The 20860-nt window shown below is 58.0% G+C and carries 16 protein-coding genes and 4 pseudogenes; 4 read left to right on the top strand and 16 right to left on the bottom strand.

Translation table 11 applies throughout. The features are described from left to right. Positions 1-157: 157 nt before the first annotated feature. Positions 158-244, top strand: a pseudogene (locus ACFHWW_RS03000) (IS5/IS1182 family transposase); the annotation flags it as partial. A 1-nt stretch (position 245) separates the two neighbouring features. On the opposite strand, the pseudogene ACFHWW_RS02995 reads toward ACFHWW_RS03000, so the two are convergent. From ACFHWW_RS02995 to ACFHWW_RS02935, 13 genes and pseudogenes are all read right to left on the bottom strand, one after another. Then, positions 246-1568 (bottom strand): annotated as a pseudogene (locus ACFHWW_RS02995) (MFS transporter). Between the two features lie 162 nt (positions 1569-1730). Then, positions 1731-1943 (bottom strand): hypothetical protein, encoded by a 213-nt coding sequence (locus ACFHWW_RS02990; protein ID WP_379937260.1) that lies wholly within the window; start codon positions 1941-1943, stop codon positions 1731-1733. Beyond that, positions 1943-2431, bottom strand: a complete 489-nt coding sequence (locus ACFHWW_RS02985) for a UPF0262 family protein (protein WP_379937259.1) — start codon at positions 2429-2431, stop codon at positions 1943-1945. The genes ACFHWW_RS02990 and ACFHWW_RS02985 overlap by 1 nt, the downstream gene beginning before the upstream one ends. Before the next feature lie 491 nt (positions 2432-2922). Continuing rightward, entirely contained in the window at positions 2923-3930 is a 1008-nt protein-coding gene (locus ACFHWW_RS02980) for a helix-turn-helix transcriptional regulator (RefSeq protein WP_379937258.1), read from the bottom strand. Further along, entirely contained in the window at positions 3927-4496 is a 570-nt protein-coding gene (locus tag ACFHWW_RS02975) for a UPF0262 family protein (RefSeq protein WP_379937257.1), read from the bottom strand. The genes ACFHWW_RS02980 and ACFHWW_RS02975 overlap by 4 nt, the downstream gene beginning before the upstream one ends. Next, positions 4493-5077: a UPF0262 family protein gene (locus ACFHWW_RS02970; protein WP_379937256.1), complete on the bottom strand. Its 585-nt coding sequence runs from the start codon at positions 5075-5077 to the stop codon at positions 4493-4495. Before ACFHWW_RS02970 ends, ACFHWW_RS02975 begins: the two co-directional genes overlap by 4 nt. 400 nt (positions 5078-5477) lie before the next feature. Continuing rightward, positions 5478-6884: an aminotransferase gene (locus ACFHWW_RS02965; RefSeq protein WP_379937255.1), complete on the bottom strand. Its 1407-nt coding sequence runs from the start codon at positions 6882-6884 to the stop codon at positions 5478-5480. A 164-nt stretch (positions 6885-7048) separates the two neighbouring features. Next, on the bottom strand, positions 7049-7546 hold the full coding sequence (locus ACFHWW_RS02960; protein WP_379937254.1) for an Lrp/AsnC family transcriptional regulator: 498 nt from the start codon (positions 7544-7546) through the stop codon (positions 7049-7051). A 487-nt stretch (positions 7547-8033) separates the two neighbouring features. Further along, positions 8034-9578: a fumarate hydratase gene (locus ACFHWW_RS02955; protein ID WP_379937253.1), complete on the bottom strand. Its 1545-nt coding sequence runs from the start codon at positions 9576-9578 to the stop codon at positions 8034-8036. A 6-nt stretch (positions 9579-9584) separates the two neighbouring features. Beyond that, positions 9585-11018 carry an NAD-dependent succinate-semialdehyde dehydrogenase gene (locus tag ACFHWW_RS02950; protein WP_379937252.1) on the bottom strand — a complete coding sequence of 478 codons (1434 nt, stop codon included), beginning with the start codon at positions 11016-11018 and terminating at the stop codon, positions 9585-9587. 518 nt (positions 11019-11536) lie between these two features. Beyond that, positions 11537-12481, bottom strand: coding sequence for a MurR/RpiR family transcriptional regulator (locus ACFHWW_RS02945; RefSeq protein WP_379937250.1), 945 nt, complete (start codon positions 12479-12481; stop codon positions 11537-11539). A gap of 1100 nt (positions 12482-13581) precedes the next feature. Beyond that, a complete protein-coding gene (locus tag ACFHWW_RS02940; protein WP_379937249.1) occupies positions 13582-14745 on the bottom strand; it encodes a CaiB/BaiF CoA transferase family protein in 1164 nt (387 codons plus the stop codon). Positions 14746-14757: 12 nt separating this feature from the next. Then, positions 14758-16029 (bottom strand): methylaspartate ammonia-lyase, encoded by a 1272-nt coding sequence (locus tag ACFHWW_RS02935; RefSeq protein WP_379937248.1) that lies wholly within the window; start codon positions 16027-16029, stop codon positions 14758-14760. A 245-nt stretch (positions 16030-16274) separates the two neighbouring features. Here ACFHWW_RS02935 and ACFHWW_RS02930 point away from each other — a divergent pair, with 245 nt between their 5' ends. Then, a complete protein-coding gene (locus tag ACFHWW_RS02930; RefSeq protein ID WP_379937247.1) occupies positions 16275-17210 on the top strand; it encodes a LysR family transcriptional regulator in 936 nt (311 codons plus the stop codon). Positions 17211-17212: 2 nt separating this feature from the next. Here ACFHWW_RS02930 and ACFHWW_RS02925 read toward each other — a convergent pair whose 3' ends face one another. After that, complete coding sequence (locus ACFHWW_RS02925) at positions 17213-17338, bottom strand: hypothetical protein (protein ID WP_379937246.1); 126 nt, start codon at positions 17336-17338, stop codon at positions 17213-17215. Between the two features lie 870 nt (positions 17339-18208). On the opposite strand from ACFHWW_RS02925, the gene ACFHWW_RS02920 reads away from it, so the two are divergent. After that, entirely contained in the window at positions 18209-19084 is an 876-nt protein-coding gene (locus ACFHWW_RS02920) for an HpcH/HpaI aldolase/citrate lyase family protein (RefSeq protein WP_379937245.1), read from the top strand. A 489-nt stretch (positions 19085-19573) separates the two neighbouring features. Here the strand turns inward: ACFHWW_RS02920 and ACFHWW_RS02915 are convergent. After that, positions 19574-20446: pseudogene (locus ACFHWW_RS02915) on the bottom strand (transposase). Positions 20447-20460: 14 nt separating this feature from the next. Between ACFHWW_RS02915 and ACFHWW_RS02910 the strand changes: the two are divergent. Next, positions 20461-20646 carry a hypothetical protein gene (locus tag ACFHWW_RS02910; RefSeq protein WP_379937243.1) on the top strand — a complete coding sequence of 62 codons (186 nt, stop codon included), beginning with the start codon at positions 20461-20463 and terminating at the stop codon, positions 20644-20646. 12 nt (positions 20647-20658) lie between these two features. Here ACFHWW_RS02910 and ACFHWW_RS02905 read toward each other — a convergent pair. Continuing rightward, positions 20659-20860: pseudogene (locus ACFHWW_RS02905) on the bottom strand (hypothetical protein); the annotation flags it as partial.

The raw sequence follows: 20860 nt of genomic DNA, 5'->3' as shown, positions 1-20860 counted from the left end.
GAGTTTCCGGCCCGTCATTCAGTGGCTTAATGAGAATGCAGCAAAAAGCAAGCCGAACACCACTGTGCTGCCGACGCGACAAAACCGACAGCAGGTGTAGGTGCCCCGCGCTAGGGTAGGGCATACCCCGCAATCGCGCATATGTGGCATGAACACTGCCAAGGGCTTAGAAGTCCTGCCGCGCCGCTGGGTCGTGGAGCTTACGTTCGCATGGCTCGGCAAGGAAGTCAGCCTCGACGAGGACCCTATCGACTACGCTCAGCATGAGGCGAAGAGGGTCGATTCCCCGGTTTTTTGACCGATGAACCTGTCGATGATGCGGCAGATGCTTGAGAGCGATCCGCAATTGAACGGCCGATTGACAGCGCGTTCAATTGTCGGACGCCCGGCAAATGTCGGACAAGTGACATAGCAGTGTTAGGGCTATCATATTGTTTGAGAACGATTTCTCCTTTGGCACGGCCCATGCGTAGGCCTCGACAAAGGCGCATGAACTGAGGAGAAGTCGACCGGTTGCTGATCGGCAGTTTCAGCCCGAGAGCGCCGACCAGCAATGTTGTACCTGAAGACCACGGCAACGCGATGGCGAGCGAATAACTTTCCGCGACCGCGCCAGCAATACCGCCATATGTGAACGCGCTATAGATCGAGATGGTGCGACCGGTGATCCAGCGTGGACTTGCCAGCTGAACAATCATGCTAAGGCCGGACCACGCCGTCACCCAGCCGGCGCCGGCGGCAGCCAGCGAGACCGTTGCGATCACAAGCGACGAGGTCAACGTGATCGAAAACGAGCATATCGCACAAGCAAGGCAGGCGAGGACTATCAAGCGCTCCTGCGTGAGCGTCCCCCTGAGCGATGCGTTTGTAAGGCCCGCCAACAGGGCGCCGGCGCCGAAGCCCCCATCAGAATGCCATAGGCGATGGGACCGCCCTTCAAATGGTCACGGGCCACCAGGGGCAGGAGTGCCAATATCGAAATGCTGGCAAGACCGAACAGGGCTCCCCGCGCGATGGTCGCCTTGATTTCCGAAGAGATGGCCGTGAAACGCAGCCCGTCATAGATCGCGGTCGCCAGGGATTCGCGGGGCAGGGGTGAGGAGCGGACCTTCCAGCTGTTGCGCCACAGAGCGGCGAGCGGGGGAACAAAGCCGAGGGTCGTAAGCCCAAAGGCGACCAGCGGCCCGAAGGAGGCGACGACGATACCGCCCAGTGCCGGACCTACGCTTCGGATCGTATTGAACCCGACGGACATAAGGGTAACGGCGGATGGCAGGTCTCGCCGCTCGACAATGTCGCCAATGGAGGCCTGCCAGGTCGGATCGTTGAGCGCGATCCCGCATAAAACTGAAGCCGAGTATGATCCACGGGTCCGTCACGCCGAGGGCCATGAGAACAGTCAGCACCGCGGAAGCCGTCATCATCAGGCTGCGGCCGATAATCATGATCGTGCGCCGGCTGAAATTGTCGGCTATGGCTCCGACAAAGATAGCCATGAAGAACGCCGGTAAGGTCGATGAGGCCTGAACCAACGCGACCAATGTGTCTGACGTCGAGATTGTCGCCATGAGCCAGCTTAGCGCCACCGTCTCCATCAGCCAGTCGAGGCTCGACACTTGGGTCGCCAGCAGATCGACCGGAAGGTCGCATTCTTCAGGGGCGCCATTAGCGTTGTGGAGTCTTCCTTGGCCGCCATGGTCATTTGTCGGGCTCGCTCTGGATCTATGGGCTCAACTGATAGCGCCGCTGTGGGGGTGAGTAAGCCGCAGGTGTGCCGCCTTGAAGCTGCGGCAGACCGGCATCCCCAGTTTGAAGTGTGCGGATCTGAGGAATAGCGGATTGCCCGGCGAGAGTTTCGGATTCGCGGCGGTCATCGGGAAACGCCGCCAGACACTAGAAACTTCCCGAAACTCGGTAATTTTGGTCCATTTCTTCCAATCCATCATGCCGGATCCTGTATTCGTCCGCCATGATCTTTGCTGTGCATGAGCAAGACATGGATCAATGTGAACAACCGACGGGCGGTATCGGCGTCAACGGCAACCTTTGACGACTGGCGCTCTTTCAGCAGTTCCGCAGCCTCGTTGTGAATGGCTCGCCGTCCCATATCGATCGCCTCGAGCCTTTCAGGGTTCGCGCGCGCCATGGCGTCGTAGTGGCTGTCGCAGACAAGCGCGTAGTCCTTGAGCAACCGGCGGAATTGCGTAAGCGACAAGTGGTGACTCGCGACATGCTCCCCTTTGTCGGTCATGATGGTCATCACCAGGCGCGCGTTCGCCAGGGCAAGGCAAAGGCGATAGGGTCCACCGCCATGTCCGACTGGCGTGAATGTGTTCTTGTCCAGAAGATCGAAGATGGCCTGTTCCCACTTCAGCTGCGGATTGGCCTGACTGTTCAAGTCACCATCAAGCGACACGGCACACAGTCGCAAGCCCGTAGTACTGGCAGTAGAAACCGTCGCCGCTGCGCGTCACGCCTCATGCGATTGCTGTAGAGTCCGCAGCCGCACCTTGTGCGGCATTGAGAAAAAGGTGGCTGCCGCCGAAGCGTGTTCGACGACAGCCAGGTCGCCCTGGGAGGGGTCGGGCGACGGAAAGGTCCTGGCGCTCCCGGGACCCGCCGCGGTATCGCTGTCCGATCCGGCCGATCTGGCACACACGCCATTTCATTGACACACGCAGAAATTGGAGAAAAAGCGGCTGCCGTTGAAACAGGTTCAACGACAGCCGAATGACCCTGAGAGGACGGGGAAAGAGTCGCCACACTTAGGGTCGAAGTATGTTCAGGATCAATCGGTTGCTCGGCATGGATCATTTTGCCGGTATGTAACGAACACTTGCACGTCTCGACCGAAGAGACCTCGGTCGTGCGCTTCACTGCAATCGGCTTCCACATAGCGAGATCCAGGTCCGTCTTTTTTCATCAGCGTTCATCGCTTTCAGCATTCTCCATCTTGCCCTCATCGCGTGCGAAGCGCAGGGCGGAGGAGGGACTGCAGCCGTAGGCGCTCCTGTAGAGAACCGAGAAACGACTGGGATTGGAAAACTGAAGGCTCATCGCCAAATCGGTTATGCTCGCCGTTCGGCCGGCCTTGATTGCGCCATGCGCTGCAGCCAGCCTGTAGCTGCAGAGAATGCCAATGGCCGAGTCGCCGCGATGGCTGCGGAACATCCTCTGCAGCGCCCGCGGGCTGCAGCCTGCAGCGACCGCGAGATCGTCGATGGTTATCGGATTGGACAAGTTCTCCCGCATGAAGGCTTCGGCCTTGAGGAGTTGCCTTGGTGCATCCGACAGAGTTCCGCGCCGGAATGCCTCGGCGAGGTTGTGCGGCGTCTTCGCAAACAGCTTCGCCAGCGCCAACTGTTGATAGGCTTTTGCCAACATCGGTCTCTCTTCGGGAGACGCGGAAGAAAGATCCTCTGCTGCCTGTCGGAGGGTTTGATAAAGGCCCTGCCCATCGCCCTCGCAAAAATTGGTCGGCGGCAGCACGAATTCCTGCATAAATGGCCGACCGGTCAGGTCCTCAAAGTGTCGCCGCAGAGTAGGCTCGGGAATGTGGAACGCCAACCACGAACTGTGAGCTTCGATAGTCAGTCGTTTTCCTGAACTTTCGCAGACACTTGCAACGTGGTTCGCGTGGATGGATAGAATCTTGCGCGCCGTGCGATCACGAATTTCCATCGCGCCTGTGAGCACGAAATAGATGCTGACGCGCGCCATGTTTCGTCTGGCCACGGCGCCGATGTTGACGGAATGGTCGGCGGTCGCAATCGAGCTTGTGTGAAGATCTTGCCGGCTGAACCTGAGTGAGCAATCCTCATCCGAATGGGTAGGGATCGTCCACCGCCAATTCGGTTCGACAGCGTGAAGATTGCGCAGGATCGCATCACGCATATCGGCTTCGAAGCTAATACTTCTGAGCACACTCATCCGCTATGCTCCCTTTTAGTCAATCCGAGACTCGGTCCCAATTGATGGCGTGGGGCTGCGCCTTCGTTGTCATTATTGGAGGGTGCGCCCGGCGATCGTCGCATGAGCAGCACGTAGATCAGCGTGAACAGCCGTCGGGCGGTGTCTTTGTCGACGATCACCTTGGCCGAGAGCCGCCCTCTCAGCACTTCGGCGGCGTCGTTGTGAATGGCACGACGGCCCATGTCGATTGCTTCGAACCTGGCGGGGCTCGCGCCCGGCATGGCGTCGTAGAAACTCTCGCAGGTCAGGATGTAGTCCTTGAGCAGCCCGCGGAAGGGAGCGAGCGACAGAAAATGGCTCATGACATGCGCTCCCGTCTCGGTTGAGATATGCAATGCTAGCTGCGCCCCCGCCAAGGCGAGGCTGAGGCGATAGGGCCCGCCGTCATGACCGACCGGAATGAAGGTGTTCTTCTCGAGCAGTTCGTAGACGGCAATGGCGCGTTCCCTCTCGAAGTGGGGATTGCGGCTGCTGAACGAGCCGTCAAGCGTCACATGGCCCAGTCGAAACGCGGCGGCACTCATCGACGTTGCTCCGCTCGCGAGGCTTCAATGCCGATGGCGACGCCCACTCCAGCACCGGTGCAGAGCTTCCTCAGGCCGGGCTGTGGCACTTCCGGAACCGCTGCCGGGTGGCGTTCTGCAAAGAGCGCATAGATCAACGTGAACAGCCGCCGAGCGGTGCTTTTGTCAACTGCAACCTTCGGTGCGAGCCGCGCTCGAAGTAGGTCCGAGGCATCGTCATGAATTACCCGACGGCCCCTGTCGATTGCTTCGAGCCTTTGCGCGTTCGGGTGTGTCAAGGCGTCGTCATAGCTTTCGCAGATCAGGAAGTAGTCCTTGAACAGCCGACGGAACGAAGTGAGCGACAAGGAGTGCCTCACCACATGCGCGCCGTTCTCCGTCGAGATATGCAGCGCCAGGCGTTCATCTGCCAATGCAAGGCTGAGACGATAGGGCCCGCCCTCATGACCGACGGGAACAAAGGTGTTGTACTCCAACAAGTCATCGACGGCGATCGCCTGTTCGCGCTCTAGGTGCGACTTGCGGCCGCTCAACGAACCATCAAGCGACACGTCGTAAAGCCGGAACATGGTGGCGATCATCGCCGCTGCTCCGGTCGCAAGTATTCAATGCACACGACGATGCCTATTCTGCGGCCAGTGCAGAGCTTTGCCAGACACGATTGCGGCGCTTCATTCTTTTTCGGTTGAAAAGTGTCAAAATTGAGTAGCTGTCTGCGCATGGTTTCATAAACCTTCTGAGCACGTTCTTCCGGCATGTTTCCGAACTTGCGGCTGACTTGGGAAGTATCGTTATGTTATAACGTCGCATAATCTATCTTATGGAACTCCGGCCGTCATCTAGCATTTTGCGAACATCGCCCTGCTGCCGGTGGTAGGGGCACCGGCAGGGCGCGCCCCGCTTAGGTCGCTGCTGCGTGGCGACCAGACGGCTGCGGCAGGGTATGGGCTTGAGAGCGAGCTCGCTCTGGATTCCGTCAGATTATACCGCGCCCTCCGCCTTCAGCTCCCGATAGGTAGTATCGACCGATTTCGCAGTCGCATCGACGATGATGTCGATCTCTTTTCGGGTAATGATCAGTGGTGGGGCATAGCCGAGGATATCGCCATGTGGCATAGCCCGGCCGATTACACCATTCTCAAACAGAGCAGCGGCGGCGCGCACGCCGACCTGAAGTCCGGGTCCAAATGGTACCCGCCCTTTAGGATCCCGCATCAGCTCCACCGCGGATAAAATGCCGACGCCGCGAACCTCGCCAACAATGGGATGTCCCTCCAGTTCGGCTTTCATGCGGGCATGCCAGTACGGTCCGACATCCCGAACATGCTCCAAGATGTTTCTTTCCTTTAGTAATTTGATATTGGCAAGTGCGGCCGCCGCGCAAAGCGTGTGACCGGAATATGTCCAGCCATGGCCGAGTGGGCCGTGCTTCTCCGTTCCTTCTTCCAGGACCGACCAGACGCGGTCGCCGATAATTGACCCGGAGATGGGCAGGTAGGCTGAACTCAAGCCCTTGGCGATCGTTACGAAATCCGGACGCATGCCATAGAGATGGGAACCGAATTTCTCACCGGTTCGCCCGAAGCCGCAGACCACTTCATCCGCGATTAGCAGAATATCGTATTTGTCAAGGATCTCCTGTATGGCGGCCCAGTATCCCGTTGGAGGTGGCACGATGCCCCCGGTCCCAAGTACCGGCTCTCCGATGAAAGCTGCAACCGTCTCCGGATCTTCAGCGAGGATGAGAGCTTCAAGTTCGTTGGCACAGCGCCTCGAGAACGCTTCCTCGCTCTCGCCATCATGCGCCTGGCGGTAATGGTGCGGCGTCGTCGTATGGCGCACCAAATCCAGAGGCAGGTCGAAGAAATCGTGAAAGAACGGAAGGCCTGTCAGACTGCCGGTGACCAGCCCGGACCCGTGATATCCGCGACGCCGCGAGATGATTTTCTTTTTTTCAGGGCGACCAAGAATGTTGTTGTAGTACCAGACGAGCTTGATATTAGTTTCGTTGGCGTCGGACCCTGAGAGGCCAAAATAGACCCTCCGCATGTTCTGTCCGAAATATTCGACCACGGCCTCTGCCAAGAGGGCGACCGGCTCGGTTCCTTGGCTCGCATAGACATGGGCGAACGGCAACTCGTGCGCTTGCCGCGCGATGGTCTCAGCAATCTCCGTGCATCCATACCCCATATTGACGCAGTACAGCCCGCCGAAACCGTCAAGGCTCTTTCGGCCGTCCGTATCCCAGATGTACACGCCTTCTGCACCTGCCATAATCCGGTTTGGCGTCTCGCCGCGGCTATGCTTGGCTAAGTGCGTGGACGGATGAAATACGAAGCTTCGATCCTTCTCCCGGAGTTGCTCCGTTCCCAAATTGCTCAACCCCATCGTTCCTCTCCTCGCGATCTGTCGGCTGAGAACACTCGGCCAGCCGTCCCTTTAATAATTAACATACCGGCAAATACCTCTCGAGTTTCGCGGAAATGCACCTCCTTAGCCGACGAATTCGCGGAATCGGCGCCGATCGCCGTGGAAACCAAGGCTTCGGGAGTTTACCGCTGTCTTAATGCGGACAGGGGGATTGGTGAATTGGATTTCACTGGTTTCGTGACGACAAGGCTGTAGTATTGATTGACACCCAAGCCTGCCTGCAGCAGTCCCTCCATGAAATCCTGATACGCAGCCATAGAAGAAGACGCGACGCGCATCAGATAATCAATGCGCCCCCCTATAGCCCAGCAGTCGAGGATTTCCGGAATGTGTTGGATCGCAGCCTCGAAGTGTCGTTGGTCCTCGAGACGATGGCGATCCAGCACCACCTCCACAATCACAAAAGCCATGCCTCCGACGAGGGCTGGACTTAATCGCGCGTAGAACCCCTCAATAATCCCTGCGGCCTGGAGCACACGGAGCCGCTCTGAACAGGCCGAAGCTGAAAGGTGAACACGTTTTGCGAGCTCGCTTTTCGAAATCCGACCGTCTGACTGAATCTCTGAGAGAATACGGACGTCCCAAGCGTCTAGTCGCACAGCGTCGGGTTTCGCCTTCATGACCTATTGCTCTCAAGCGGTGGTCGACAGCAATTGGTGCCAACCGATTCTATAATCGAAGCGACCGAATATAGTGGATGGCATCCATTCTACCGCAGTTCGCCAGAGGGGCTGTCGAAGTGAGAGAGCTCGAACCATGTTGGCTGTCGCCCGTCGCCTAACGGAGCGGCGATGACACAACTGAAGAGATATCGTGGCCTTCGGCGGCGACCTGGTCGTAAATAGATAGCGCATTTTTCTGACGCTCCGCTGCTCTACCTGATTGGCACCCCCGACAGCACCTGAGCATCGATCGCGTGGAACAGCATGATCGATTCAGTGTTTACATCGGCGCATTTGGCTTCGAGATGAATTGAAGGCTTTTTTCTCTGGTTCGCCGAGCAGCTGGCACCAAAAAATGCCGCTCGTGTTACCGTTATCGCCCTTAATCCAGCGCTCAGCCCGATGTCGCGACATGCGTTCTGGGTTGATGCTAAGGCTGGAATACTCAAACGCCGATGTTGCGTGCGATGCTGTCGGCCGCCATGCGTTTACGCCACTCAAGAGGCCCAGAATTGTGAATGGAGTTTCCCTTAACATCGACAGCCATAATGACCGGCATGTCCTGCACCTCGAATTCATAGATGGCTTCCATGTCCAAGTCTTCAAAGGCAACGATCCGCGCCGCTTTGATCGATTTTGAAATCAGATACGCAGCACCACCCACTGCTATGAGATAGGGCGCTTTGTGTCTAACAATCGACTCGATGGCCGCTGGTCCCCTCTCCGCCTTACCCACCATCGCAAAGAGCCCCGTTCCAGCGAGCATCTTTTCAGTAAAACCGTCCATGCGGGTGGAGGTTGTCGGGCCAGCCGGCCCAACGACCTCATCGCTCACCGCGCGCACTGGACCGACATAGTAGATCACGCGTCCCCGCAGATCGACTGGAAGCGGCTTACCAGCATCGATCAGGTCGACCATTCGTTTGTGGGCGGCATCGCGGCCCGTCAGCATCCTCCCGGACAAAAGAAGAGTTTCCCCGCAGCGCCACGATGCCGTCTCTTCTTTCGTAAGCGTATCGAGATTAACCCGTCGGACCCCGGCTGGGTTCAAGTCCTCGGTCCTAATCTCGGGCCATTCGCGCAAGTCGGGCGGCTCAAGCCTGATGGGTGCAGAGCCGTCCAAGGTAAACTTCAAATGCCGATTGGCGGCGCATTGCGGGATGAGTGCCACGGGCATGGACGCCGCATGCGTAGGATAGGTCGCAACCTTGACATCAACGACTGTCGTCAAACCACCAAGACCCTGCGCGCCGATGCCTAGCGCGTTTATCCGTTCATAAAGCTCAATCCGCAGTGCATCCTCCGCGCTTGAAGGCCCCCTGGCGATCAGTTCCGACATATCAATGGGCTCGTTCATGGCCTCCTTCGCCAGCAGCATGGCCTTTTCAGCGCTGCCACCGATGCCGATCGAGATCAGGCCGGGCGGACACCATCCGCTGCCAAGGCTCGAAACGGTGTCGACCACCCAGTCGGCAACGGAGGCACTGGGGTTCAAGGTGGTAAAACGCGCCTTGTTTTCCGACCCACCGCCTTTTGCGGCAATGGTAATCTCGATCCGGTTACCGGGCACGAGGTCCACGTGGATGACCGCCGGCGTATTGTCACGGGTGTTGACCCGCCCGGAGAGCGGATCCGCAACGATCGATGCCCGAAGGGGGTTGTCCGGATTAAGGTATGCCCGACGGACGCCATCATTCACGAGGTCTGCGAAACTGGCCGATGACTTGATGCGGACATCCATACCGACCTTTGCGAAGACCACCACGAGGCCGGTGTCCTGGCAGATAGGGCGCCGCCCGAAGGCCGCCATGCGGGAATTCAGCAAGATTTGCCTGATGGCGTTCTTCGCCGCTGGGCTCTGTTCGCGCGCGTATGCCTGCGAAAGGTAGCGGATATAGTCTGCAGGGTGATAATACGAGATGTACTGAAGAGCGTCGGCGACGCTCCTTGTGATGTCCTTGCCTGCAATGGTACGTGTTCTCCTATTCACCAGATCTTATCCGAATGACCCGAGTCCGTTGACCAGTTTCAGGTTCTGGAAGCCCCGCACCCCCTGCTCGCCCCCTTCATATCCATAGCCGCTTTGTTTGACGCCTCCATAAGGCGCATCTGCGGAAACCCCTTTCAGGTAATTTACACTGACAGCGCCTACCGAAAGACCGCCGACTAGCGCCCGTTTCGCATCGGAGGTGCCAGCGAAGAAGTAGGCGGCCAGGCCATATTCGGTGGCGTTGGCCTCTTCGATCGCCTCCTCGATCGTGTCGAACGGCGCCACGGTCAGGATTGGCCCGAAAGGCTCCTCATGAAGCACTTTCGCATCCTTTGGCACGCCTGTCAGGATGGTTGGCGGCCAGTAGAAACCCGGCCGATCGAGGCGGGTGCCACCGGTCTCGATGCGGGCGCCGCGATCGACCGCATTCTCGGTTAAGCGTTGCATTGCCTCTATTCGCCGCGCGTTTGCCATCGGCCCCATCTCCGTCTCCGGGTCGTCCGGTGGGCCGACCCTGATCTTTCGGGTGGTTTCCGTCATCCGGGCCAGGAATTCCTTGTAAAGTGCTCGCGCGACCAGAATCCTGCTGGGCGCGTTGCAGCTCTGGCCCGCGCACTCGAACTTGTATTCCGAGATCGCCGGTATGGCTTTTGCGAGGTCAGCACCCTCGCATACAACGACCGGAGAGTGCCCCCCGAGTTCAAGGATGCACCGCTGCAAGTTATTCGCGGCGAGCTTGGCGAGCTGTCTTCCAACCTCTGTGGAGCCCGTGAAAGTCAAGACCTTCACAATCGGCGAGCTGAGTAGATGCCGGGATATTTGGACCGGCACGCCAAAGACGAGATTGACCACGCCGGCCGGGATACCCGCTTGGCGCAGCGCTTCGACGATATGGACAGCCGCGCTTGGCGTCTCTTCAGCCCCTTTGAGGATCACCGGGCAGCCTGCCGCCAAAGCAGGGGCGAGCTTACGGGCGACGAGAACGGCGGGATAGTTCCAAGGCGTCAGGGCAGCAACGACGCCAAGGGGCTCCGGTACAATCATCCGGTTCGGACCCATCGGAATAGTGGCCGACAGCGCTTCGGCGTGCGTGCCGTTCCACTCCAGTGTTTCGACAGCTCGTGCGTACTCACCTGTCGCTTCGGCGATCGTCTTTCCCTGTTCGGCCGACAAGTCCCTGGCTGCCGTTCCAAGCTTTGCTGCCAAGATCCCTGCAGCTGCTACAAGGATCTCACCACGATCTTTTGCAGGGCGTGAAGACCAAGCCCTGCGGCTGCGTTCTGCCGAAGCGAGGGCCTCATCAAGATCCGATACCGTCGCCGAGGCTACCGAGGCAAATACCTTCTCCGTCGCCGGATTGATTACTGGCAGAGTGATTCCGTCACCACCGGCTCTCCACACACCGTTGATAAAGAGCTCGTAGCTCGTGGCGTCGGACATCGCATGCTCCAGCTGTATGAACTTTTGCCCATCCGAGCGCCGTGCAAACCCAAACCGCTACGCTCGTTCTTCCGTCAATTTCGCCCCGATGGCGGGGCGGGTCAAATATGGAATATTGTCGGGGTCCATCTAGATTTTAGATTGATACGGCTCCCGCAGCCGCGGAAGAGCGAGTGCATTCCAACTTGATTGAAAGACGTGCTGCCCAAGCCTAGTCCGGAGCCGCGACTGACCCGTGCCTACTCTCGATCGTGTCCTGGCGATTTTGGGATCAGCTGGCGGACCGCAGACGCGGCTGGAGAGCGCTCATCCTTCGAACCGACGACAAGCACATCGGAACGGGTAATCGCTGCTCAATGATTTTCACCGTACGGACTTGGCCGACGGGGTAAGAATAGAATACGCCTTTTCTCCATTCGAAACCACAACTGAGTGCCCTGGCTGGATGTTGAGATATGCATAACCCCTGAAGCCAATCCCGCGGTCTTCTGTTCGGCAGGGGTGCGCGCCGCGCGCTCTCAAGCGTCTCGCTTTTTTGACCGGCGGGGTGCCTTTTGAATCAGTGCCTCCGTCGATAACGACACGCTTCTGCGCGGCGCCTGCAGGACGTAGGTATCGAAAGCCGCGAGATGCGCTTCGTTCGCCGCCAAGGTTTCAAGCGCGGGGCTGCCGCGCTTGGCTGCAATCAGTTCAACGAGACACTCCGCCGCCGCGAATGCGGGAGTCATGGTATGAAAGAACGAAGGCGTCTCGGTGTGAACACAAACCAGCACTTCGGAAAGCTTTGCTATTGGCGATAGCTCGCTGTCGGTCAAGGCCACCAACTTCGCACCGCGCGAGACTGCAAACTCGGCTGCCTGCAATGTGTAGCGGGTGTAGGGGCTAACTGTAACCGCAAGTAAAACGTCTCCAGGACCGACAGACCGGAGCACATCACTGGCCGTGCCGCCCACCCCGTCAATCAGCACCGTAGTCGAGCCTAGCAATGAGCCGACATAATGCACGAGATAAGCTACAGGAAAACTAGAGCGCAGGCCGAGACAAAAAATGTGTCGCGCCTCCACCATGAGATCGGCGGCGGCTGCCAGCGCCGAAATTGTGGACGGCTGCGCGAGATCCGCGAGATGGCCGTGCAAGGCATTGATTGTATCGCCGATTAGGGCGGCATCGCCCTCGGCCTCTCGCCGTGCCAGTAGTTCCTCTGCACGCCCCGAGAAGCTTTCCGGCCGTTCCCTGATGGCACCCGCAAATATTTCCTTCAAGCCGTCAAAGCCATCGAAGCCCAGGCGCTTTGCAAGCCGTGTTAGCGTCGCCGCCGGTACTCCTGCTCTGCGCGCCTGCTCCCTCATAGACAACAATGCGACCTCTGTCGGATGATCAACCAACCAACGTGCGGCGACCTTCATTTGCCGCGGCATGTGCTCGTAGTTGTCTTTGATGACATTTGCTATGGGCAAATCCATTGCGTTCATGTCCTACGGTCAAGCGGATAAGCACTGGAAAACAGCTTATATGGCTGTTTCTCCCACGAGGCTAGATCAGTTTCGGCGGCTTCCACACCAGGCACCTGTCGGCCGGAGCTTCGGATGAACCTTCCGCCTGACCCCCACTATTTGCCAGACGATGATTGAATGCCTTCGGAAACAACGTCGGACGGGTTGCCAGATGCCCCAAGCTGAATCATTTTTCATGCTCGGCGATGTGCTTCATCGGTTTGCGGCGATGACGCGATAATCGCTCGACGTCGATCGATCAAGGCATCGCTCCGCGATAAGGCGCCGAAGAACTCCGTGTCGAACACGCCGGGCGCAGTGTCATCGTGCTCCACTTTCGGGTCCTCTTCTCCATCGGCTTGGGTTGAGTCATGAGAAGAGCTGCAGGCAAGCGAACATCAGCGCCCAAAGATCGCGCGGACGCGTGAACTGTGGCTCCGACGACGCCGGTGCTTCTTCAACAAGGCATTGTCGCGACTGATCTCTATCGACGAGACCTCGACTATTACCAAGCTGACCACGCGCCGCGGGTGGTCACCAAAGGGCAGCACTATCGCAGCCACGCCTCCTTCGGCGCGTGAAAGACGCAGACCTTTATCGCCGGCCTGAGGTCGCATGGATTGCTCGCGCCCCTTATCCTCTGCGCCAATGACAGGCGCATCTTCGAGACCTGGATCGAACGCAGCTCACGCCGACGCTGGCGCCTGGCGACGTCGTCATTCTCGACCGCGTCGCCTTTCACAAAAGCCAGCCGAACAGATGGTCAAGGCGAAAGGCGCGTCTCTCTCTTCCTGCCGCCCTAATCACCCGACCTCAACCCGATCGAGACCGCCTTCTCCAAGCTCAAGGCGCTGCTGCGCAAGCGGCGGCCCGCAGTTTCGACGCCATCGCCGACGCTCTCGGTGACATCTGCAATCGCTTCTCCGTCTCAGAACGCAGGAACTACTTCAATACGGCCGGTTATGGGACCGACTAAACGCAACCCGCTCTAAAATCAAAGGGGAACCGGATGAACATTTCAATGTCGATATTTTTTCGATCTATCTCTGTGATCCAATAATTGTCTGTTATCACGGCGTAGTGTTCCTTGCTAGCGGCGCGCCAGATGAGCACCGGAACTCTTTGCGTAGTGCCTCAGAATGCGCTCCGAGAGCGGGCACGGCTTGAAACGTTGGCGCTTTTTCTCCATTGAAAATCGCAGCTGGTGCAATTACCTGAATGTCCCCTTCCGGCGTAGACACTGGCACTCGTCTCAGATGGGGATGCGTCGAGACATCCTCAACTTGATTGAGACGACCGTACGCAAGTCCCGCCATTTCGAGTTCATTCATGGCCTCCTCGCTCGACATTTGCGTGAACCGATCAGAAACAATCTCGTCCAAACCAGCTCTGTGACTGAGACGCTCCATATTGTCAGCGAAACCCGGACGGCGCGTGAGTTCAGGCCGCTTCAAGAATTTTGTACAGAAGTTCACCCATTCGCGATCGTTTTGGACGGAGAAGACGACGTCCTTTCCGTCAGCGCAGCGGTAGGCTCCGTAAGGAGCCAGGGAGGGGTGGTTGACCCCTGCCCTCGCTGTGGCGTAGGCGCTGTAGTCGAATTGCAGCACCGGGACATTCATCCAATCGGCAACAGCATCGAACAGTGAGACTTGGATACTCGTCCCCTGTCCGGTACGCTCACGTTCGAACAGTGCCTGCAGGATGGCGTTGTGGGCGGTCATGCCGGCCGAAATATCACAGACCGAGACGCCAACGCGCGCTGGTCCGTGTGATGTCCCAGTGATCGCGCAAAGCCCGGTCTCAGCCTGCACGATAAGATCATACGCCTTGAGATGCGACAGGGCGCCGCCATCGCCAAAACCGGAAATATCACAAGTTATCAACCGGTGAAAACGCTTGCGAAGATCGGCGGAACCGAACCCAAGCTTTTTGATGCTGCCAGGTTTGAGGTTCTGGATGAAGACATCAGCCGCAGCAATCATTGCCTCGAGAAGTGCTCGATCGTGTTCTACCGTGAGGTCGAGGCAGATCGATTCCTTTCCGCGGTTCAACCACACGAAATACGCACTCTGTCCCTTAACGAGCTTATCGTAGTTACGTGCAAAGTCGCCCTCGGGTCGTTCGATTTTAATGACGCGCGCGCCAGCATCGGCGAGCCGAGAAGAAGCGTAGGGCGCCGCCACGGCCTGCTCGACAGCAACAACAGTAATACCTTCGAGAGCCTTGCTCATGCGGATGGTGCCTCAAACACTCTGAATGAAACTCTGAGAGCGTCGGTAGGTAAGAATGGAGAGCAGCCTGTTCTGTTCATTGCCGACGATGGAGATACCCTCATCAACGCCCATCCCGGGCTTTGCGAGGATCATGTCAGCTTGGGTAGCGACCGCGACGTTCACCGCAGCCCTCGCCGACAAGTCTGTTTCGGTGCAGCTTCCGCCAACATAGGCTCCTATACCTTCTTCCTTGCAGGCCAACACGCCCCGCGCTGTATCGGCAATAGATCCGACGTCAGGCATCTTGATCTGAATTAGATGAGCGGCCCTCGCTTCCGCGAAGACCCGAATGTCGTCAAGCGTATTGCAATGCTCATCGACGACAATGCGTGCATTCGAGCCGCGGGAGTCGAGAAGCGATACGATATCCGCATACGCATCGAGTTGCGTATCGGTTGATCCGAAATCTGCTGGGCATTCGATATGAAGGCGGTACCCTGGGACGTCGTCTGCAACCCTGCAGACAAAATCGGCGATTTTCTCCGCCTCCATCCCGATTTCGAGGCCGATCCAGCCATAGACGTCAAAGTGTAGGATTGGATGATAGCCTGGTTCTCCAATTTCCTTAATGCGCTTGGCAACCCATTTGACGAACTCACGAAACCTCTCCCCTGAAGGGCCGAACTTTTCGCGCGAGTTGATCAGACCATGAGGAAGCACGTCCACCGACTTGAGGATCATCTTATCGACGTTGATCTCCCTTGCGTCTCCGCTCTGGGCATAGATAGGGACCGGCCTCACTGGCAAAGGCAGGCAGAATTCTGAGCAGATCACTTCGGCGAGCGTTGTGCGTGCGACGTGCGCAGCGGCGCTAAGCAGCGCTTGGCTCACGCCGTACTCGATCGCAAGCGGAAGCCGTTTGCCCCTGTGATAGGCGAGGACATGGCCGCAGGCTTCAACAAACCTCGACACGTTGACAGTCAGAAGCCGGGGGATGATGACGGATCGAGTGAATGCTTCGATCGCATCAATCTGGAAAAGCGAATCGCGCCCGCCTGCGCCTGAATACTGCACGCTCATCATATCGCCCCAGACGATCGCACCGTCCGACAACACGAGGCCGATGCCAAGCGATCGTGAAGGCATTCGGATAGTGGTGAAGCCGGGTGTCAAAGGCGTCCCGATGTAACGAAAACCGTCACTGGCGACGCCGGCTCTTATCGCCGCTTGATCGTCATAAAAGAAGCTACCGTTCCCCGGTGCGAGAATAACGTCTTTTACTGTCGGGACCGTTGCTATCATTGCGCGCTCATTTGTTCATCGTCGTCACGTGGATGGCAGCGACTTCAAGGAAATCGCGTAACTCTTCCACTCGATGGCCTATCGCTCAGCCCTCGCGCTGCAGTATGCCCAACGACGTCGCGTACGCTCCAATACATTTTTTGCTTTTCAGCCATCTCTTTTCGAGATAATGGTTGGAGTTAACGCTGGAAAACACAGCGGTTCGGGATCCCGTACCTGGGGGCTCCCGCAAGGGGAATGCATAAGTGGACTTTAGACAACTTAAATATTTCGTTGGCGTGGTGGACGCAGGTAGCTTCACCAAAGCTGCAGCAAATCTCAATGTTGCGCAGAGTGCGCTCAGCCTTCATGTCCGACAGATGGAAGAAGGTTTTGGCACGCAACTATTGATCCGCGACCGAACGGGAGTGACGCTTACGGCCGCTGGCACGAAGCTTCTGCATCACGCGCACATCATTTTGCGGCAGGCAAGCCTGGCGGAAGAGGAATTGTCTAACAAGAAGAAATCGCCCTCCGGGGAAGTTACGATCGGCATACCATCGGGCGCAGCTCGCGTTATGGTGACCGAGCTTCTCGCCTTGGCCAAAGAACGGCTTCCAAAGGTTTCGCTCAAGATTGTCGAAGGCATGAGTGGCCCGATCGAGGAGTGGATGACTGCTGGTCGCTTCAACCTCGCGATCCTCTACAGGACCAGCGAAAGTCCGGGCAGTTCCACCGTACTAGCTCGAGAAGAGCTTTGCCTTATCGTGCCCCCCAACCAGCCCCCGTTCGAAAGCTCCATTCGTTTAGCTGATCTGCACGCCTATCCGCTGGCTGTTCCGATGCGTGTCAACAACGTTCGGCGCTCTGTGGCCGACGTGGTCTCTCAGCATGGATGCACGATTGATGTGCGATTTGAGGTAGATTCTCTGTCGACGATCATCAGCATGGTGATGGATGGAAAAGCCTACTCGATCCTCGCGCCGTCGGCCATTCAACGCGAGGCTTCTCTTGGCGAAGTTCGAATCGTGAGGATTGTCGACCCAGTCATAACGCGGACCGTCGTCCTTGCAGTGAATCCGAGAGACGAGCGGTCGATCGAAGTGGCTGCGGTGCGGGCGCTGGTTCCGGAGGTCGTACAAAAACTTGCGCAAGATGGGAAATGGCGGGCGATTCTTCCTGAACCTGAGCCTGCCCTCTAATTTTATCTGGGTCGGCGGCCAGCGATCGCTGCCGCCATTCGGCTGGACCGCTTTTGTGGATAAAGTTGCATTCTGACAGCCATCTTCACCGGCATGTCCTGGACCTCGAACACATGGATCGCCTCCATGCCAAGGTCCTCAAAAGTGACGACGCGGGCGATTGATCACCTTTGAATCAGAGACATGCCGCGGCGGCTATTGCGAACATGCGGAGCGCGGTGTTTCTCAATGGCGCCGGGAGGGAAAAGTCGCAACCGTCACGTCCCCGACCGTCGTGAGCCTTCCCTACCCCGGCGCACCGATCCCCAGTGCATTGATCCGTTGGTAGACTCCGGTGCGGAGCTCCTCTTCCGGGCTCGACGAACCACGAGCGAGCAACGCGAATATGTCGATTGGCTCGTTCAGGACTTCTTCGGTCATCAGTCGGAGACGGAGCCGCTAGGGTTTAGCGTTGTGAAACGAACCTTGTTCTCTGAACCGCCCCCCCTTGGCGGCAACGATGAATGTGATGCTGTTACCCGGGACGAGCTCCACATGCACGATCGCCCGGGCGTTGTCCCTTGTAGTTGTTCGAGTCGATAACGGGTCCAAAAGACCGACGTCCGCAACGAATTGTTCGGCTCGAGGTAGGCTTGGCGAACGCCCTCGCTGACCAGATCGGTTAGGCTCTGAGCGTTATCGATTCATGCGAACATGCCGATCTTGGCAAACTGTACGAGTCCGGTGTCCTAACAGATCGGTCGCCGACCGAAGGCTGCAATCCGCGAGTTCGCGGGGGTTTGCGCCATCGCATTTCTTGCCGCCGCGCCCTCTTGCTGGGGTGATGGGTCAAATATCGTCTATTGTCCTCAGCATTTCGTTACTAGATCGCCATGAGCAGCGTTCGCGCTCCATCTGGGAACCAGATGGTTGGTCGCGACAAACCATATTTGACGATCGCCGAAGGTAAATGAACAATACCGCGGATTTTGACGCGCGACGAGGACTTGAGAAAAACAATGGCGACGAACCATGTTGACGACGCCTTCTGGCGCTCACTTCTTTTCGTTCCAGCAAATAATGCGCGTTACGCGGAAAAAGCGCGCTCTTCTCGAGCCGATGCCATCATTCTCGACCTTGAGGACGCTGTTCTCGAAGCCCAAAAGGCTGAAGCGCGCTCTGCCGTTCAAGGAGTGGCCGCGAGCCTGTGTATTGGCTCGCGAGACGTCCTTGTTCGTATCAATCGACCCTTGTCGTTGGCCGTCCGCGATATCGAGGCCGCAGTTTGTGAGCATGTCAAAGCGATCGTTGTGGCGAAATCTGCCAGCGCAGAGCATCTGTCCTTTCTCAGTGAGGTGATCGAAGAACGAGAAGCGTTGTTGGGTTTGTCTGCGGGCTACACAAAGCTATTGCCTCTCATCGAAACAGCAAACGCCGTTGCCCGACTGGACGAGATCGCATCCTCTCCGCGCGTGATCGCGATCGCATGCGGTGATGAAGACCTCGCTGCAGATCTCGGCTGCGATCCCCGCTCCGAAACCGTCGTCGCAGTGAAGTATCGGCTTATCCTTGCTGCAGCGCTGCGCGGCGTCCGGCCCCTCGGCCTCTTGGGATCAATTGCAGAGTTTCGCGATACCGAGAAATACCGCTCTTTTGTCAATCGATCGAATGACGCAGGGTTAAGAGGGACGCTGTGCATCCATCCCAATCAGGTGGACGTCGCGAATAGAGGCTTTGCTCCGTCCAAGGAGCAGCTCGAGTGGGCTGCACAGGTCGTCAAAGCGGCTGAAACTGCTCGCGAGAGTGGGGCCGGAGCCCTCGGTTTGGACGGAGAGATGATTGACGCTCCTGTGTTGCGTCGCGCCGAGAACATACTCAAAGCTGGAGAGCTGTAAGGGGACTGCAAGCTCGGCGACAGGGACGATCGCTGGCGCCGTCCTCATTTCAAGCGGCCCTAAATGGGGCGGCGCAGGTGGGCGTATTCTTCCCGGCGATACCTACTGCGGCTACCCGATCCGCTCGCAAACGCGGAAATCGAAATCGTCGAAAGGGAAAGCTTAGCCACGCCACAAGCGCAGTTGAATATCACTTCCAAGAGCAGTTACACGCGACGTTGCGCAACGGTCGAGCGTCGATGGCGGCTCGCCTGACCTCATGGATGGCGCCGGCTGGTCAAGGAGGTTTTGATCATCTTTGGTGAACAGGTCGGCTGCGGACATGTATACGGCGTCTGAATGTGCAGCGGATCGTTGCGCACCCTGATGAATGTCCGCTTGGCGGAACAGGTCCCGCTCAATCGAGCGCACTCCGGGTGCCTCGTGTTAATCGGGATGCCCTGAGCTCTTTGCCTCCGTTAGTTCGCCATCTGACCCTTCCTTGAGCGATCAGGAGGCGACGGGCACCTGCGGTTTATAGCTTGTTCCATCCCAGAGGACGGCGAAGATCGTTCTTGCATGTGGTGAGCAAGAGTAATGGCGACGATATTCATTTTTTCCTCGTCAGCATGTCCCACAACCAGTCCGATCCCGGCCCGCGCATCCGTCTGACCCTCTGCTTGCCACCTGTAAAGTGCGGCTTCGCCGTGAGGCCGAGCCAGGCGCCGTAGTCCTTCGCAGAAGCGCAGTTACCAACGTCAGGGCCTCGCCGCTGCGATATTTTCGTAGTGAGACGCCGCCCCCTGGAATCGTGGCCAGCCGCTGACCCGCCTCGCTCCGCTGGTTGGCCACTTCGATTTCGCCGGACAATTGTTCGTTACGCCCGTTCGTCTCGTCCAGCTGAGCAAAAAGCAGGCGTAACGGCACGCGGGCGGCTCTCTCAGCTGATCGACGTTCTGGGCGCCGTTCGCTGCAATAAGACCGCCAGGATCGCGTTGCCGAAACCAGGAAATCTCGCGTGCGATGCAGGACGAGAACCGATGAGCATTCCTCACTCATAACTTCGGCAGCCCGGATGGAGAGCCTGTCACAGCTTCACATATGGCGGCCGCGTCCGCAGCGTCAGTCTTTCCGCGCTTCACGTAAGGCTTGACGTAGGATGGCGGCACCCGCCGAAGGTCATGCTCCATCTCCTTAAGCCTGCGACCCCAACGATGTGAGCGCGCGCAAGCTTCCATGCCGATCAGGCAGCGGGACGCTTTCGAAGAAGGGAAGCAACTAGCCGCGGCACAATTGACGACGCGCGAGAATTCGCCCGTTCTCATCAACGCCGTGGACCTGAAAGACTGTCTTGGCGAGGTCGACACGAAACTGTGGGACGATGACATCCCAACGCTATGCGACGCCGCGGAGCCATCCACACGATCAATCGAAAGGCGTTCTCCAAGCTCAAGGCGCTCCTGCGCAAGCAGGCCGCCCGCATTTTCGACACGATTGCAGATGTCCTCGGCGACATCTGCAATCTCTTCTCCGTCACAGAATGCCGGAACTACTTCAGTACGGCCGGATATGAGGCCGATTGAACGCGACACGCTTCAGAGATGTGCTGCCGGGTGAAACGGTCCGGTGGCGCCGCCATATGTCCGAGCGAAGGATTGGCCGCTACAGCAGGGAATGTCAGTAGCCGGCGCGCGCACATGACAGGCGACGAGGCGTCCGTCTGGCATTGGCACCAAAGGCGGCACGTCGATGCGGCAGCGCTCGACGGCGAGCGGGCAGCGCGGGTGAAACGCGCAG

Source organism: Sinorhizobium sp. P24N7 (genome assembly GCF_042436655.1).
Lineage (GTDB): Bacteria > Pseudomonadota > Alphaproteobacteria > Rhizobiales > Rhizobiaceae > Sinorhizobium > Sinorhizobium meliloti_A.
Note: the sequence above shows the minus strand (reverse complement) of the source record. Positions and strands in the feature narration are given on the sequence as shown.

Bases quoted from the DNA above. Each gene is read 5' to 3' on its own strand.
- ACFHWW_RS02990 (WP_379937260.1), bottom strand. From the start codon at position 1,943: ATGGATTGGAAGAAATGGACCAAAATTACCGAGTTTCGGGAAGTTTCT.
- ACFHWW_RS02980 (WP_379937258.1), bottom strand. From the start codon at position 3,930: ATGAGTGTGCTCAGAAGTATTAGCTTCGAAGCCGATATGCGTGATGCG.
- ACFHWW_RS02975 (WP_379937257.1), bottom strand. From the start codon at position 4,496: ATGAGTGCCGCCGCGTTTCGACTGGGCCATGTGACGCTTGACGGCTCG.
- ACFHWW_RS02970 (WP_379937256.1), bottom strand. From the start codon at position 5,077: ATGATCGCCACCATGTTCCGGCTTTACGACGTGTCGCTTGATGGTTCG.
- ACFHWW_RS02965 (WP_379937255.1), bottom strand. From the start codon at position 6,884: ATGGGGTTGAGCAATTTGGGAACGGAGCAACTCCGGGAGAAGGATCGA.
- ACFHWW_RS02960 (WP_379937254.1), bottom strand. From the start codon at position 7,546: ATGAAGGCGAAACCCGACGCTGTGCGACTAGACGCTTGGGACGTCCGT.
- ACFHWW_RS02950 (WP_379937252.1), bottom strand. From the start codon at position 11,018: ATGTCCGACGCCACGAGCTACGAGCTCTTTATCAACGGTGTGTGGAGA.
- ACFHWW_RS02945 (WP_379937250.1), bottom strand. From the start codon at position 12,481: ATGGATTTGCCCATAGCAAATGTCATCAAAGACAACTACGAGCACATG.
- ACFHWW_RS02940 (WP_379937249.1), bottom strand. From the start codon at position 14,745: ATGAGCAAGGCTCTCGAAGGTATTACTGTTGTTGCTGTCGAGCAGGCC.
- ACFHWW_RS02935 (WP_379937248.1), bottom strand. From the start codon at position 16,029: ATGATAGCAACGGTCCCGACAGTAAAAGACGTTATTCTCGCACCGGGG.
- ACFHWW_RS02925 (WP_379937246.1), bottom strand. From the start codon at position 17,338: ATGGAGGCGATCCATGTGTTCGAGGTCCAGGACATGCCGGTGAAGATG.
- ACFHWW_RS02920 (WP_379937245.1), top strand. From the start codon at position 18,209: ATGGCGACGAACCATGTTGACGACGCCTTCTGGCGCTCACTTCTTTTC.
- ACFHWW_RS02910 (WP_379937243.1), top strand. From the start codon at position 20,461: ATGCGACGCCGCGGAGCCATCCACACGATCAATCGAAAGGCGTTCTCC.